Here is a 14,320-nt window from a genome sequence, read left to right as displayed (position 1 = left end):
CGGGTTCGGGAGAAACTACTCGGAAGACTGCTGGGCCGCCTTGTGGTCGTAACTCAGCACGCGGGCTAGCTTCCACTTACCGCCTATCTTCTGCCAGACGTGGGTGAACTGCCCCGTTTCCCGCAGCACCGGCTCTTTTCCCTCCGGGAGGCCGTAGAACTTGTGCGTGCCGATCTGAATGGCTCCGAATTGGTTGAGTGGGTATATTTTTACACTGCCGGAAACCAGCTCCCGCTTTGCTTTGACATTCCGGCCGGTTTGCCGGCCTGCGCACACGTCCTCGACCGAGTTCAGGAACTCCGCGCCGGAATCCGCGATCTTGCCCCACTTGTCGTGATAGAACTCGAAGTCATCCGTCACCAGGCCCTGTGATGCTTCCAGGTCGCAGTTATTGAACACGGCATCAAACAGTATCCGGTCTGCGTCTGTTATCTCCGTTACGAGTTCCGCGGATGTGGCGGGGCCGGATATCACCGGGTGCTCCTCCGCCACAGCCGCCAGGTGGGCGAGGGACGAGCCCGCCAGGATCAGGGCTGCAGTCAATTTGCGCATGCTTGTTTCCTATTGTCGATGTTATCGCGGGGAGGGAGAGACATCCCCCTCCATTTCCTTCTGTGTACCGTGCCGTTTATACGCTGCGGGTGGCCGTCGCCGGCGAGATATTGGCCGCGCGCAGGGCCGGCACCAGCGCTGCCGTCAGGCTGACGGTGAGCAGCATCAGCGCGCAGACCAACATCACGGACAACGGCATCGCCGGCTGGGAGTAGTTGGCAACCATAAAATGGTTGCCGATCTGCGCCGCCGCCATGCCGATGGCGATGCCGGTGCCGGCGATCAGGCAGTTTTCCAGCAGGAAGTAGCGGCTGATATTGGCGCGGGTAGCCCCGAGGGCACGGCGCACGCCGATCTGCTTGGCGCGCAGGTTGATCCAGAAAAACGTCAGGCCGACGATGCCGAGAGCGATGATAAAGGTGAGCATGATTATTACTGCGGAGAGCACCTTGACCATCAGGTTGTCTTCCGCATAGCCCTCATCCAGTTCCTCGGACAGTGTCTTGAAGCGAATGACGCGCTGAGGATCGCGTTCCGCGAGCTTTTCCTCCACCTGCTTGAGCACCTGGTCGCGCTTTCCCGGTTCAGCGCGAATCACATAGCGTCCAAAACTGATATCCATCAGGCCGGGGTAGAAGGCCACCCGACCCGCCAGGGACCAGCTCACCCAGGCACCGAGGTGGCGCTCGACGATACCGATGATCTTGACCGGATCGCCGCTGCCCTTGTACAGGTATTTGCCGACGGCATCGCCCTCGGGGAACATCGCATCGGCAAATTTCTGCGTAATGATGGCTACGGCCGGTCTGTAGGCGTCGTTGGGGTTGAAAACTTTCATCTCGGCGGGGGTGAAATTTCTCCCGGCAACCAGGTTCAACCCCCATGCCTCGATGAATTCCGGTCCTGTGTAATAGACGTTGGCAGTCTCATCGCCGACCTGCTGGTTGGGTTCCTTGTAGAAGTCGCTCGATGAACCGGAACCGGAAATTGGAATATGGCTGGTGTGCACGGCATTGATCACGCCGGGTATGCGGCGAATCATATCCAGGTCCGCCTGTACTGTGCCGGGCAGGTCGAAGTCGGCACTGGTCGGATGGAATATGACGCCGATCAGGTCATCCACCGGCATGCCGGTGGGCCGCGCAATTTTTTCCTGGCGGTCGCTGACGATGACGCTGGCGTTGCCGACAATGGCCAGGGTCAGGGCCAGCTGCACGGCGATCAGCAGGGCCGCAACCTTGTTGCGCCAGAGGGCGGACAGAATGGGTCTGATTTCCAACATGGCCTTGTCCTTATTGGGTTTTCAGGTAGACGGAGGGATTGGTGCGGCTGACGCGCCAGGCCGGATAGAGGCCGGCCAGCAGACTGGCGACAATTGCCAGGCCGACGGCGGCCAGCATCATCAGCCAGTCCATATGGGCGATGTGGTCGGCGAATCCCATAGCGAGGCTTTTAACAGCCAGCAGCCCGAAACTGCTTAGCAGTATGCCCAGCAAACCGCCGCCGATGCCGATACAGGCACTTTCAATCAGGTGCTGGGTGAAAATTGCGTTGCGGCTGGCGCCCAGGGCGCGACGTACACCGGCTTCCGGTGCCTTGCGCAGAAACTTGGCCAGCAGCAGTGCCACCGCATTGACGACGCATACCAGCAGGAAGGCCAGGGATAGCCAGCCCAGGACGCGGTTGTCGTCGCGCAGCACCCGGTTGACTACAAGCCACTCGGAGGGCCTGGTGAGGCCGAATTTCAACGGTCGCTCGAAACGGCCCTGGGCCTTTTGCTCGCGGATATAAGAGGTCAGGAAATTCTCGTAGCGCTGTTTCTGCTCCGCGGACTCCAGTTCCACCCAGTACTGTATCCAAACCGATTCGCTCTGCAGGAACCCCTCGTACCCCTTGTCCTCGAGCTCTTCCTCGTGCTTCCAGGCGTTGGTGTTGCCCCAGCTGTAGATGCCCAGTTCGCGGTGGAGCCCGAAGGGAATGTAATACTCCTCCGAGTCGTTGAAGGCGCCGTTGTTCAGGTCGTGGACCTTGGGCACCGGGCTCCAGTTTTTGACCACGCCGATTACCGTGAAAGGCTTCCCGTTCAGATTGATAGTGCGGCCAACGCTGTTCTCGCCACCGAATAATCTCTCGTTGCTCTTCTGGGTGATCACTGTCTGCCGCACGGCGTTGTTATCGGCATTTTTCTCCCAGGTGCCGCCGTACAGGAAATCGACATCGAAGAGCGCAAAGAAGTCCCGCGTGGTGACCCGGATATGGCCGACAAAGGGGCGCAGCTCCGAGTCGTCCAGGGTGACGGTGGCACCCCAGCGGTGCATGGCCACCTGGCGGCTGGGAATGTCCGATCGGAGCAGTGCCTGGGCATCTTTGTAGGTCAGTTCCCAGGGCATGCGGGTAAGGTTCTTGTCGCCCTGGTAGGAAGAGTTTGGGTCCCAGCTGTCCAGCTGCACCGCGTAGAGTACATCGTCCTTATGGGCCAGGGCGTTCCGGGACATCATGTAGTTGAGGGTCAGCACCGTCATCGATGCGCCCACGCCGACGGCGATGGCGGCGACCATCAATGCGCTCAGAATCGGCGTGCGGCGCAGGCTGCGTAGCGCCAGGGAAATATAGTATCCAAGCATTATTGTTCTCCTCAGGCGATCGCAGCTTCAGGGTTGATCGCGCCGTGCCGCAGGTCGGCTACCTGGCCGTCGACTATCTGGATATTGCGGTGCGCGCGGCGGGCCAGGTCCGGGTCGTGGGTGACCATGACGATGGTAGTGCCCCACTCGTTGATGAATTCCAGCAGCTCCATGACCTGTCGCGCCATCAGCGAGTCCAGGTTGCCGGTGGGTTCGTCCGCGAGCAGGAAGCGCGGTTCGCCGGCCAGGGCGCGGGCGATGGCCACGCGCTGCTGCTGGCCGCCGGACAGCTGCGCCGGCAGGTGCTTGGCGCGGGCAGACAGGCCCACCTGCTCGAGGACCTTTTCGATGCGCCTTTTCCGCTCCCTGGCATTGAAGCCGCGGTAGCGCAGCGGCACGTCGATATTGTCGAACAGGTTCAGGTCCGGGATCAGGTTGAAGCCCTGGAAGATAAAGCCGATCTTCTCGTTGCGCAGGCGCGAGCGCTGGCGGTCGTTCAGGTCGCTAACATCCTCGCCGTCGAGCAGGTACTGGCCGCCGGTGGGGGTTTCCAGCAGGCCGGCGATATTGAGAAAGGTGGTCTTGCCGGAGCCGCTGGGGCCGGTGACCGAAACGAACTCCCCCTCGTTTACCTCCAGGCTGAAATCCCGCAGCGCGTGGGTTTCTATGGTGTCGGTGCGGTAGCTTTTGCGGATGTTGTGCATTTTCAGCATGGTGGTTTTCCTTTCCTGATAAGTTTTTTCGTTTTTGTAGGGCGGATAAGCATCAGGTGCATCCGCCGTCTTTGTTGGTGATGCGCTTGGCGCTTATCCACCCTACGATCATTCCCGAGTCCCGAGTCCCGAGTCCCGAGTCCCGAGTCCCGAGTCCCGAGTCCCGAGTCCCGAGTCCCGAGTCCCGAGTCCCGAGTCCCGTCTTTATTCCTTCAGCGCAACCAGCTGCGCCTTTTCCAGCTCCTCCGGCGCGGAGACGATAATCTGGTCCCCCACATCGAGGCCGGAGACGATCTCCACCTGGTTCAGGCCCAGGGTGCCTATCTGGATCGGCACCCGTTCCGCCTGCTGTTCGCCGTTCAGGCGGAAGGCGTAGCGGCCGCCGCTTTGGTCGAGGAAGGCACCGCGCTTGACCAGCAGTACGTCCTCGCGGTTTTCCAGCAGGATGCGTGCGGTCAGGCGCAGGTTCTGGCGGAGGTTCTGGGGCTGGCCGTCGGTGAAACGCACCCGGGCCTGGACCTGGTTGTCGATCACTTCCGGGGAGATGGCTGTGATCTCGCCGGGCAGTCTCCTGCCGCCGAGGTTGATCTCCACCGCCATCGCCAGGCCCAGGTCGTCGGCGTAGTTTTCCGGCACTGCGGCTTCCAGTTCGAAGCTGGTCAGGTCCACGACTGTGATGAGCGGGGTATTGGCGGCCACGGCGCTGCGCTGGGCCACCGCCAGGCTGCCGATGGTGCCGTCCACCGGCGACAGGATTTTCAGGTCGCGCACCCGGCGCTCCAGCTCTTCCACCTGCAGTTTCTGCTGGGAGACCTGCAGTTCCAGTGTCTGGGTCTCGAAGGCCAGGGACTCCTTTTCAAGCCCGGCGTTCTGCACCGCCTGCTCGTACTCCAGTTCGGCGCGCGCCAGGTCGTCCTGGGCCTTCTCGAAATCCAGCTGGGAGATGATCTGCTTCTGCATGGAGATTTCCGCGCGCTTGAGTTCGCGCTGGGCAGCGGTCAGGTTGACCCTGGCCAGGTCCGCCTTCTGGCGGTTTTCCAGCTGCTGGCGCTTGGCCTGGATCTTCTGCCGCTGCAGCTCGACGTTCAGCTTGTTGAACAGCGCCTTTTCCTGGGCCAGCTGGTTGGACAGTTCCGGGCTGTCCACTTCCGCCAGCAACTGACCCTGCTCGACAGTGTCGCCGGCCTTGACGGCAAATTTGACGATGCCCTGGGCCGGGCTGAACAGGGTGGGGCTGTTGGCGGCCACCACCTTGCCCTGGACGACCAGGTCGCGCACCAGGTCGCCGCGCTCCACCTGGGCGACGTTGACGCGGGACAGGGACAGGGTGCCATCCACCGATCCTGTGGACCACCAGGCGTTGGCGCCCCAACCGAGGAAGGCGAGCGCGAGGGTGGCTGCGGCGGCGGCTTTCAGTATCCTGGGGTTTTTCCACGCCGGCACTGCGGCGATCTGAATATCCTGGCCGGAGGTGTCTCTGATCATTGTGGCTTTCCGTTTCTCGTCGTTTTGGTGCCGGCGCTTCGCTTACGGGGTATGTGACGCGCCGGCTGTCGAATCTGGATGCAAGCTTTTTTGTCTCGCTTGCAGGCAATAGAGCAAGGGCCGTGCCAGTTTTTGGCTGGTTTTTAACTTGTTGAAAAGTAAGGAGAATTTTATTTTTTATGACCGGCGGACAGCCGGGCACCTGTCCGCTCGAAGTGTCCGCTGTCCGCCCCGTCCGGCGGCGGACACAGGGGCCCATTTGTGGTAGAGTGCGCGCCCTTTTTGACCGATGTGACCCGCCTGGTAGTTCTCTTCCTATGCTGCTCTCTTCAACGAAAGCCGACTGGTTCGGCAATATCCGCCGCGACGTGCTCGCCGGTCTGGTGGTGGCCCTGGCGCTGATTCCCGAAGCCATCGCCTTCTCCATCATCGCCGGGGTGGACCCGCGGGTCGGCCTCTACGCGTCCTTCTGTATCGCGGTGGTGATCGCCTTCGTCGGCGGTCGCCCGGGCATGATCTCCGCTGCCACCGGCGCCATGGCACTGCTGATGGTGACCCTGGTGAAGGAGCACGGCCTGCAGTACCTGCTGGCGGCGACGCTGCTGACCGGGGTGCTGCAGATTCTCGCCGGCTACCTGAAACTGGGCAGCCTGATGAGTTTCGTCTCGCGGGCGGTGGTGACGGGTTTCGTGAATGCGCTGGCGATTCTTATTTTCCTGGCGCAGCTGCCGGAGCTTACGAATGTCACCTGGCATGTGTACGCGGTGACCGCCGCAGGCCTCGGCATCATCTACCTGTTCCCGTATATCCCGGTGATCGGCAAGGTGGTGCCTTCGCCGCTGGTGTGTATTCTGACTCTCACCGCGGTGGCGGTGACCCTGGGACTGGATATCCGCACCGTGGGTGACATGGGCGAGTTGCCGGACACGCTGCCGGTCTTCCTGTGGCCGGAGGTGCCGCTGAACTTCGAGACGCTGCAGATCATCTTCCCCTATTCCGCCGGCCTGGCGGTGGTGGGCCTGTTGGAATCCATGATGACGGCCACCATCGTCGACGACCTGACCGATACCCCCAGCGACAAGAATCGCGAGTGCAAGGGCCAGGGTATTGCCAATATCGGCTCAGGCCTGTTGGGGGGCATGGCGGGCTGCGCGATGATCGGCCAGTCGGTGATCAACGTTAAGTCGGGTGGCCGCGGGCGCCTGTCCACCCTGGTGGCCGGTGTCGCCCTGCTGGCGATGGTGGTCTTCCTCAGCGATTGGGTGGCGGTGATCCCGATGGCCGCGCTGGTGGCGGTGATGATCATGGTCTCCATAGGTACCTTCAACTGGGAGTCCATCCGCAACCTGAAGCGCTATCCGCTGTCCACCAACCTGGTGATGCTGGCCACGGTGATTGTGGTAGTGTGGACCCACAACCTGGCCTATGGTGTATTTGTCGGCGTGCTGCTGGCTTCGCTATTCTTCGCCAACAAGGTGAGCCACTTCATGTACGTGGAGAGCGAACTGGACGAGGCGGAAAGCACCCGTACCTACAAGGTGGCGGGACAGGTATTCTTCAACTCCGCCGACAAGTTTGTCGCCGCCTTCGATTTCAAGGAGGTGGTGGACAAGGTGGTGATCGATCTGAGCCGCGCCCACTTCTGGGATATCTCCGCGGTGCATGCGCTGGACAAGTCGGTGGTGAAGTTCCGCCGCGAGGGTGCACAGGTGGAACTGGTGGGATTGAACGAGGCCAGCGAGACCATCGTCGACCGTTTCGGTGTGCACGACAAGCCCGAAGAAATCGAGAGGGTCCTGGGAGGACACTGATGACCGTCAACCAAAACGACAATAACAATAAAGAAGTCAATGGCCACAGCCAGCAGGCCAACCATTCCCTTCATGAGGCGATGGTATTGGCCTGTATCGATGGCTCCCACTATACCAGCGCGGTATGCGACTACGCCGCCTGGATAGCGGTCAACACCGGCGCGCCCCTGAAGCTGCTGCACAATATCGAGCGCGGCAACGTGCCGGCGGTGGCGGACCTCACCGGCAGTATCGGCCTGGGCAGCCAGGAGGAGCTGCTGGAGGAGCTGACTGCTCTGGAACAGCAGCGCTCGCGCCTGATGGTGCAGCAGGGAAAACTGATGCTGCAGGCGGCCAGCGAGCGCGCCGCCCAGCACGGCGTAGAGCAGGTGATCACCTGCCAGCGCCACGACAGCCTGAGCGAATCCCTGGTGGAGATGGAGGACAATATCCGCGTGCTGGTGCTCGGCATCCGCGGCGAGGAGCACGGCGGCTCCGAGCAGGGCCTGGGCGCGCACCTGGAGACGGTGGCGCGCTCACTGCACAAGCCGATCCTGGTAGTGAACAAGGAATTCAGCAGGCCGCGACGGATCATGCTCGCCTACGACGGCAGCGAGGCCGCGCGCAAGGCGCTGGCGCTGGTGGCCGGAAGCCCGCTGTTCCGCGAGCTCGCCTGCCACCTGGTCCACGTGGGCCCGGCGGAGACCGCCGAGGGACTGCTGGCCGAGGCCAGCGCGGTGCTGGACGCCGCCGGACTGGCGGTGACCGCGAACCGGCTGGAAGGCCGGGCCGTGGAGGCGCTGACCGCCTACCAGGCCGAGCACGAAATCGACCTGACGGTGATGGGCGCCTTCAGCCACAATCGCCTGCGGGACCTGCTGATGGGCAGCATTACCGCCAAGATGCTGCTCTCCACCCGGCAGCCGCTGTTGCTGTTGCGATAGTCCGATTTCCGCTGATCCTGTCGTAGGTTGGGCTGAGCTTCGCGAAGCCCAACAGCAGGCCCGGCCACATTATGTTGGGCTTCGCAAGGCTCAGCCCAACCTACGTTCCTGTCCTTTCCCTCGTAGGAGCGGCGGGGCGGATGGCTGCCCCGCCGCTCCTACACGTGATGTGCGTCAGCCAACTTCCTGCGGCAGCACAAACCAGCGCAACCTCTCCGCCTCCGCCGGCAGCTCCAGGCCGTAGCGGCAACCCGGGCGCTCCTCGCGGCGCAGTTCCTTTTCCGCCATGGCGAGGCAGTCCGCCAGTGAAACTGTCGCCGTCTCGCCGGCGATCCCGGTGTTTCCGAGTGCATTGAAATCCAGCTGAGCCAGACTGGCGGCGGGGGCGTTGCGGATATCCTGGAAACGCCAGATGCCGTGCCCCTCGTCGAAGCGGTAGTAGGGCAGCAGCCTCCAGCCGTGCTCCGCCACCAGCTCCACCGCGCGCACCAGGTACTCGAAGGTCTCCTCGTCGATAAAGTAATTGAAATTCAGCCGCACCCAGCCCGGCCGCAGCACCATATGCCCGTCGAGCAGCTGCGCCTCCAGGGCCCGGCTGTATGCCATGTCCATGCCCAGCAGGCTGTGGCCATAGGGGCCGGCGCAGGAGCAGCCGCCGCGGGCCTGGATGCCGAAGAGGTCGTTCAATAGCGCTACCACGAAACCATAGTGCAGGTCCCTGCCCCTGTGCCTGATGCGCAGTGAGGTGATGGAAAGGCGCGGCGCATTCCCGTTGTTTACAGAGGGACCGAGTATCTCGATATTCTCGCATTCGGACCAGCGCGCTAAAGCGCGGCGCACGAAGTCCGCCTCGCGCCGCTCTATCTCGTCGGTGCCCACCTGCTGCTGCAGCTTGAATACCAGCCCGGCCCGGATCGACTCGACGATGGCCGGGGTGCCGCCTTCCTCGCAGCGCTCCGCGTCGCTCAGGTAGCGGTGATCCTCCGGCGTCACATAGAGCACGGTGCCGCCGCCAGGCACCGCCGGCACCGAGTTTTTCAGCAGCTGCTGCTTGACCACGAGAATGCCTGGTGTGCCCGGGCCGCCGATAAACTTGTGCGGGGAGATAAACGCCGCGTCCTTGCCGCTGTCCCCGTGCGCATTATTTTCACCGCTCATGTCGATGGCCACATAGGGCGCCGCGGCGGCGTAATCCCAGAAGGAGAGGGCGCCGTACTTGTGCAGCAGCCGCGCCACCGCGTCCACATCCGTCCTGATGCCGGTGACATTGGAGGCGGCGGAGAAGCTGCCGATCTTCAGCGCGCGGTCGGAATAGGTGCGCAGCCGGGCTTCCAGGGCGTCCAGGTCCAGCGCGCCGTTCGCGTCCAGGGGGATGGACACCAGCTCGGCGATGCTCTCCCGCCAGGGCAACTCGTTGGAGTGGTGTTCATAGGGGCCGATAAAGACTACCGGCCGCTCCTCGGCGGGAATCCTCTCCAGCAGCCGGTAGCGTTTGGCCAGGTCCGCCGGCAGGCGCAGGTTGAGGATATCGATCAGCTTGTGGATGGCGGCGGTGGCGCCGGCGCCGCAGAAGATCACCTTGTGGTCCGGGCCGGCGTTGACCGCCCGTCGTATCTCGTCGCGGGCCTCCTCCCGCAGCGCCGTGGTCTGGGCGCCGGTGTAGGAGGTCTCGGTGTGGGTATTGGCATAGAAGGGCAGCACCTGCCGGCGGATGGCGTCCTCGATAAACCCCAGCGCGCGCCCGGAGGCGGTGTAGTCGGCGTAGACCAGCGGCTTGTGGCCGAAGGGGGTTTCGATCGGCTGCATATCGCCGATCACGGACTCGCGGATGCTTTTTATCAGTGCGCTCATGCTCTACTTCCCGAATTCGTATGGGCTGCGAACTATAGGGCAGAAAGGGCGAAACAATGTCTCCACTTGGCCCGGATAGGGCACTGTTATCGGGCCATCGTTTCACTTATGATCATTTCCTGAAACGATTGACCGGCGCGATGCTGGTTGTGGGAACGGTGACCGGGAATCAATATGGCGGAACAGAAACTGGGCAGTCAGGACCGGCAGATACTGGATCTGCTGCAGCGGGACGCGACCCTGTCAGTAGGCGATATCGCCGAGCGGGTGGGCATCTCCAAGTCCGCCTGCTGGCGGCGCATCCACAAGCTGGAGGAGGAAGGGGTAATCCGCGAGCGGGTGACCCTGCTGAACCAGGACAGGGTGAACCTGCCGCTGACGGTCTATATCGCGATAAGAACCAACCAGCACAACGACCAGTGGGCGGCACAGTTCAACGAGGTGGTACAGGGCATTGCGGAGGTACTGGAAGTGCACCGTATGAGCGGCGACCTGGATTACCTGGTCAAGGCGGTGGTGACGGACATGCCCGGCTACGACCGCCTGTACAAGGAGCTGATCAAGGCGGACCTGTTCGATGTCAGTTCCAGCTTCGTGATGGAGACGATGAAGCAGACCACGCGGCTGCCGCTGAAATACATCTAGCTGTCGATGAGCCTGTAGGGCGGATAAGCGTCAAGCGCATCCGCCGCTATGGGTGGTGGATGCGCTTGAGGCTTATCCCTCCTACAAAAGTCGCTGTCGATTTTCTTCCAGAGGGGAGAGCGCCTAACCGGCCAGCCGCTGTTCCCGCTCATGCTCGGTCGCCAGCCTTGCCTCCTCCAGCGTCATGCCCGCCTTCTTGTGCGGTGTGGGTTTGCCGTCCGCATCCAGGGCCACAAACACGATGCGCTCCACCTGGATGATCAATTCCCGGGTCTGCTTGTTGCGCACCTCGCAGTGTACCGTCAGCGAGCTGCGGCCTATGGCCACCACTTCGAAGCCGAACTCCACCACGTCGCCGCAGAAGGCCGAACTGACGAAGTCGATCTCCGACATCAGCTTGGTGACCACCATGGGGGTGCCCATCTGGCAGCCGGCGAAGATGGCCGCCTCCTCATCTATCCACGCCAGGAGCTGACCGCCGAACAGCCGTTGTGCCGGGTTGAGATCACCGGGTTTTACGAAGTGGCGTGAGTAGTATTTCATGCTTACCTCTCTAGCTTGCCTGAGTTGAAGAGGGGCACCGCATCCGTTGCGGGCCCGTTGGAAAGGCTCGAAAACTGCTGGTCCGCAGGATTCCCGAAACTCCCACTATTGGAAGTGCATACAACGTGCCAAAGCCCAGTGTGCCGGGGTCAGGTTACACAAACTGCGCCGATCTCCGGGAAAACGGCGCCAATCGACGCGGGCTGTCCGATGCGGACTGGCAGAGGGGCCTGCCTCTGCCCCCGGACAGGGCAGAAACCGAGAATCTGGCCGCGAGCACGGATATTCTGGACAGGGCCGGCCGCGGAGAGCGCCGCCCCGTGACGGCCGCTATGGGACTCGGCCCCGTCTGCCATTAGAATGCGGCACCAGCAACGTGACCGAACAACCACGATTCCCAAGTAGAGAGGGAGACTAAAAGGCATGATCATCCAGCCGAAAGTACGCGGTTTTATCTGCACCAACGCCCACCCGCAGGGCTGTGCCGCCAATGTGCGCGAGCAGATCGAATACATCAAATCCCAGCCGGCCATCGAGAATGGCCCCAGGAACGTGCTGGTGGTGGGCGCCTCCACCGGCTATGGCCTGGCCTCGCGCATCACCGCCGCCTTCGGCTGCGGCGCCAAGACCCTGGGTGTCTTCTTCGAGAAGCCGCCGACAGACAAGCGCACCGCCTCCGCCGGTTACTACAACTCCGCCGCTTTCGAGGAAGAGGCGCACAAGGCCGGCCTCTACGCCAAGAGCATCAATGGCGACGCCTTCTCCGACGAGATCAAGGCCAAGGCCATCGAGATGATCAAGGAAGACATGGGCAAGGTGGACCTGGTGATCTACAGCCTGGCCTCGCCTCGCCGCACCGACCCCAAGACCGGCGAGCTGTACAGCTCCGTGCTGAAGCCGATCGGCAAGTCCTACACCGCCAAGAACCTGAACACCGACAAGCTGGAAATCTCCGATATCACCGTCGAGCCGGCGAATGAGGAAGAAATCGCCGCGACCGTAAAAGTCATGGGCGGTGAGGACTGGGAACTGTGGATGGACGCTCTCGGCGAGGCCGGCGTGCTGGCGGACGACTGCAAGACCGTCGCCTACACCTATATCGGCGAAAAGCTCACCTGGCCCATCTACGGCCACGCCACCATCGGCAAGGCCAAGGAAGACCTGGACCGCGCCGCCAAGGCGATCAGCGACAGCGACAAGGCCGATGCCCATGTGGCGGTGCTGAAGGCGCTGGTGACCCAGTCCAGCTCGGCCATCCCGGTAATGCCGCTGTACATCTCCCTCGTCTACAAGGTGATGAAGGAAGAGGGCACCCACGAGGGCTGCATTGAACAGCTGTACCGTCTCTATACCGAGGGCCTCTACACCGACAGCCCGCGCCTGGACGATGCCAACCGCTTCCGCATGGATGACAAGGAACTGCGCCCGGAGACCCAGGCCAAGATCGAGAAGCTGTGGCCTGAAGTGACCGAGGAAAACCTGTTCCAGCTGACCGACTACAAGGGCTACCAGGAGGATTTCCTGAAGCTGTTCGGTTTCGGTATCGAAGGAATCGATTACGAGGCTGATATCAGCCCGGTGGTGGCGGCGGATTTCAAGTAATCCCGCCTTCATCTGTAGGAGCGCTCCCGGCCGGACCGCTCCCGGCCGGACCGCTCCTACATTTCCGCTTCCCAAGCCTGCATAATCACCCCATTTGATCTGCAGGAGTCCCGCCATGGAATACCGCCAGCTAGGCAAAACCGATCTCAATGTCAGCCTGATCTGCCTGGGCACCATGACCTACGGCGAGCAGAACAGTGAGGCAGAGGCCTTCGAACAGCTGGATTACGCCCTGGGCAAGGGGGTGAACTTTATCGACTGCGCCGAGATGTACCCGGTGCCGCCGCGGCCCGAGACTCAGGGGCGCACCGAGGAGATCATCGGCAACTGGCAGGCGGCGCGGGGCAACCGCGACAGGCTTGTGCTGGCCACCAAGGTCACCGGGCGCGGCGACGCCAACTCCGGCGTGGCCCATATCCGCGGCGGCCCGCGCCTCTCCCGCGAACAGATCCTCAAGGCCTGCGACGACTCCCTGCGGCGCCTGCGCACCGACTATATCGATCTCTACCAGGTGCACTGGCCCGAGCGTCAGGCCAACTTCTTCGGCCGCCTCGGCTACGAGCACGATGACGACGACGGCATAGCCATCGCCGAAACCCTGGACGCGCTGGCGGAACTGGTCAGGGCCGGCAAGGTGCGCCATATCGGCCTCTCCAACGAGACCCCCTGGGGCATGCACAGATACCTGCGCCTGGCCGCACACGGCAACAAACCGCGCATCGCCTCCATCCAGAACCCGTACAGCCTGCTGAACCGCTCCTTCGAGGTCGGCTGTGCTGAGATGGCGATTCGCGAGCAGTGCGGTCTTCTGGCCTACTCGCCGCTGGGGTTCGGCGTCCTGTCCGGCAAGTACCTGGGCGGAAAGAAACCGGAGGGAGCGCGCCTGACCCTGTACGAGCGCTTCCAGCGCTACACCGGGGAACGCGCGGTGCAGGCCACCGAGGCCTATGTGGCACTGGCACGGGAGTTCGGCCTGGACCCGGCGCAGATGGCACTGGCCTTTGTCAACCGGCAGCCGTTCGTGACTTCCAATATTATCGGCGCCACCACCATGGAACAGCTGAAGAGCAATATCGCCAGCGCCCAGCTGACACTGGATGATGACCAAGTGGCCGCCATCGAGTCTGTCCACACCATGAACCCCAACCCCGCGCCGTGAATCGCGGGTATCTATACTTTCTGCATCGGTTTTCCCCGCCGCCCTGGACGGCGGGGCCATTTGCCGGGAGCGACTATGGAAACCACCGGATTTCACACCCTCAATGACCTCTTTGCCCAACTGGGTCTCGATTCCGAGGACGCGGCCATAGAGGAGTTTCTCGAGAACCACCACCTGAGCGGCCAGGAACACCTGTCCGAGGCGCCCTTCTGGTCTGAGGGCCAGAGCCGCTTCCTCAAGGAGGCGATACTGGACGACTCCGACTGGTGCGAGGCGGTCGACGAGCTGGATACCCTGCTGCGCCATTGATGAGTGGTTGGTGACGTTGACCACTGACCACCAACCACTGACCATACCAACCACTGACCACTGACCACTGACCACTGACCACTGACCACCAACCACTATATAA

Annotated in this window: 13 protein-coding genes; 6 read left to right on the top strand and 7 right to left on the bottom strand. The window is 62.4% G+C overall.

Going from position 1 to position 14,320, the window contains the following annotated elements; translation table 11 throughout:
- Positions 1-15: 15 nt before the first annotated feature.
- The 5 genes from AC6R19_RS02345 to AC6R19_RS02325 all read right to left on the bottom strand — a co-directional run bounded on the left by AC6R19_RS02345 (position 16) and on the right by AC6R19_RS02325 (position 5,374).
- Positions 16-552, bottom strand: coding sequence for a nuclear transport factor 2 family protein (locus AC6R19_RS02345; RefSeq protein WP_500577873.1), 537 nt, complete (start codon positions 550-552; stop codon positions 16-18).
- Between the two features lie 76 nt (positions 553-628).
- Complete coding sequence (locus AC6R19_RS02340) at positions 629-1,834, bottom strand: ABC transporter permease (RefSeq protein ID WP_500577872.1); 1,206 nt, start codon at positions 1,832-1,834, stop codon at positions 629-631.
- A 10-nt stretch (positions 1,835-1,844) separates the two neighbouring features.
- Positions 1,845-3,176: an ABC transporter permease gene (locus AC6R19_RS02335; protein WP_500577871.1), complete on the bottom strand. Its 1,332-nt coding sequence runs from the start codon at positions 3,174-3,176 to the stop codon at positions 1,845-1,847.
- A gap of 11 nt (positions 3,177-3,187) precedes the next feature.
- Entirely contained in the window at positions 3,188-3,889 is a 702-nt protein-coding gene (locus AC6R19_RS02330; protein ID WP_500577870.1) for an ABC transporter ATP-binding protein, read from the bottom strand.
- A gap of 204 nt (positions 3,890-4,093) precedes the next feature.
- Positions 4,094-5,374, bottom strand: a complete 1,281-nt coding sequence (locus tag AC6R19_RS02325; protein ID WP_500577869.1) for an efflux RND transporter periplasmic adaptor subunit — start codon at positions 5,372-5,374, stop codon at positions 4,094-4,096.
- Positions 5,375-5,691: 317 nt separating this feature from the next.
- Here AC6R19_RS02325 and AC6R19_RS02320 point away from each other — a divergent pair, with 317 nt between their 5' ends.
- Both AC6R19_RS02320 and AC6R19_RS02315 read left to right on the top strand, forming a co-directional pair.
- A complete protein-coding gene (locus AC6R19_RS02320) occupies positions 5,692-7,185 on the top strand; it encodes a SulP family inorganic anion transporter (protein ID WP_500577868.1) in 1,494 nt (497 codons plus the stop codon).
- A complete protein-coding gene (locus tag AC6R19_RS02315; RefSeq protein ID WP_500577867.1) occupies positions 7,185-8,108 on the top strand; it encodes a universal stress protein in 924 nt (307 codons plus the stop codon). Before AC6R19_RS02320 ends, AC6R19_RS02315 begins: the two co-directional genes overlap by 1 nt.
- 174 nt (positions 8,109-8,282) lie before the next feature.
- On the opposite strand, the gene AC6R19_RS02310 is transcribed toward AC6R19_RS02315, so the two are convergent.
- Complete coding sequence (locus AC6R19_RS02310; RefSeq protein ID WP_500577866.1) at positions 8,283-9,959, bottom strand: aminotransferase class V-fold PLP-dependent enzyme; 1,677 nt, start codon at positions 9,957-9,959, stop codon at positions 8,283-8,285.
- Positions 9,960-10,133: 174 nt separating this feature from the next.
- Between AC6R19_RS02310 and AC6R19_RS02305 the strand changes: the two genes are divergently transcribed.
- A complete protein-coding gene (locus AC6R19_RS02305; protein WP_500577865.1) occupies positions 10,134-10,604 on the top strand; it encodes an Lrp/AsnC family transcriptional regulator in 471 nt (156 codons plus the stop codon).
- A 123-nt stretch (positions 10,605-10,727) separates the two neighbouring features.
- On the opposite strand, the gene AC6R19_RS02300 is transcribed toward AC6R19_RS02305, so the two are convergent.
- On the bottom strand, positions 10,728-11,147 hold the full coding sequence (locus AC6R19_RS02300; RefSeq protein WP_500577864.1) for an acyl-CoA thioesterase: 420 nt from the start codon (positions 11,145-11,147) through the stop codon (positions 10,728-10,730).
- Between the two features lie 423 nt (positions 11,148-11,570).
- On the opposite strand from AC6R19_RS02300, the gene fabV reads away from it, so the two are divergent.
- From fabV to AC6R19_RS02285, 3 genes are all read left to right on the top strand, one after another.
- On the top strand, positions 11,571-12,749 hold the full coding sequence (fabV, locus tag AC6R19_RS02295) for an enoyl-ACP reductase FabV (RefSeq protein ID WP_500577863.1): 1,179 nt from the start codon (positions 11,571-11,573) through the stop codon (positions 12,747-12,749).
- A gap of 115 nt (positions 12,750-12,864) precedes the next feature.
- Positions 12,865-13,908 (top strand): NADP(H)-dependent aldo-keto reductase, encoded by a 1,044-nt coding sequence (locus AC6R19_RS02290; RefSeq protein ID WP_500577862.1) that lies wholly within the window; start codon positions 12,865-12,867, stop codon positions 13,906-13,908.
- A gap of 75 nt (positions 13,909-13,983) precedes the next feature.
- A complete protein-coding gene (locus AC6R19_RS02285; protein ID WP_500577861.1) occupies positions 13,984-14,217 on the top strand; it encodes a DUF2789 domain-containing protein in 234 nt (77 codons plus the stop codon).
- The last annotated feature ends 103 nt before the right edge of the window (positions 14,218-14,320 follow it).

It is taken from the genome of Microbulbifer sp. SE14, from assembly GCF_059834885.1.
This window is presented reverse-complemented; position numbering and strand designations above follow the sequence as displayed.

Coding starts and splice junctions, on each gene's coding strand:
- AC6R19_RS02345 (WP_500577873.1), bottom strand. CDS start 552: ATGCGCAAATTGACTGCAGCCCTGATCCTGGCGGGCTCGTCCCTCGCC.
- AC6R19_RS02340 (WP_500577872.1), bottom strand. CDS start 1,834: ATGTTGGAAATCAGACCCATTCTGTCCGCCCTCTGGCGCAACAAGGTT.
- AC6R19_RS02335 (WP_500577871.1), bottom strand. CDS start 3,176: ATGCTTGGATACTATATTTCCCTGGCGCTACGCAGCCTGCGCCGCACG.
- AC6R19_RS02330 (WP_500577870.1), bottom strand. CDS start 3,889: ATGCTGAAAATGCACAACATCCGCAAAAGCTACCGCACCGACACCATA.
- AC6R19_RS02325 (WP_500577869.1), bottom strand. CDS start 5,374: ATGATCAGAGACACCTCCGGCCAGGATATTCAGATCGCCGCAGTGCCG.
- AC6R19_RS02320 (WP_500577868.1), top strand. CDS start 5,692: ATGCTGCTCTCTTCAACGAAAGCCGACTGGTTCGGCAATATCCGCCGC.
- AC6R19_RS02315 (WP_500577867.1), top strand. CDS start 7,185: ATGACCGTCAACCAAAACGACAATAACAATAAAGAAGTCAATGGCCAC.
- AC6R19_RS02310 (WP_500577866.1), bottom strand. CDS start 9,959: ATGAGCGCACTGATAAAAAGCATCCGCGAGTCCGTGATCGGCGATATG.
- AC6R19_RS02305 (WP_500577865.1), top strand. CDS start 10,134: ATGGCGGAACAGAAACTGGGCAGTCAGGACCGGCAGATACTGGATCTG.
- AC6R19_RS02300 (WP_500577864.1), bottom strand. CDS start 11,147: ATGAAATACTACTCACGCCACTTCGTAAAACCCGGTGATCTCAACCCG.
- fabV (WP_500577863.1), top strand. CDS start 11,571: ATGATCATCCAGCCGAAAGTACGCGGTTTTATCTGCACCAACGCCCAC.
- AC6R19_RS02290 (WP_500577862.1), top strand. CDS start 12,865: ATGGAATACCGCCAGCTAGGCAAAACCGATCTCAATGTCAGCCTGATC.
- AC6R19_RS02285 (WP_500577861.1), top strand. CDS start 13,984: ATGGAAACCACCGGATTTCACACCCTCAATGACCTCTTTGCCCAACTG.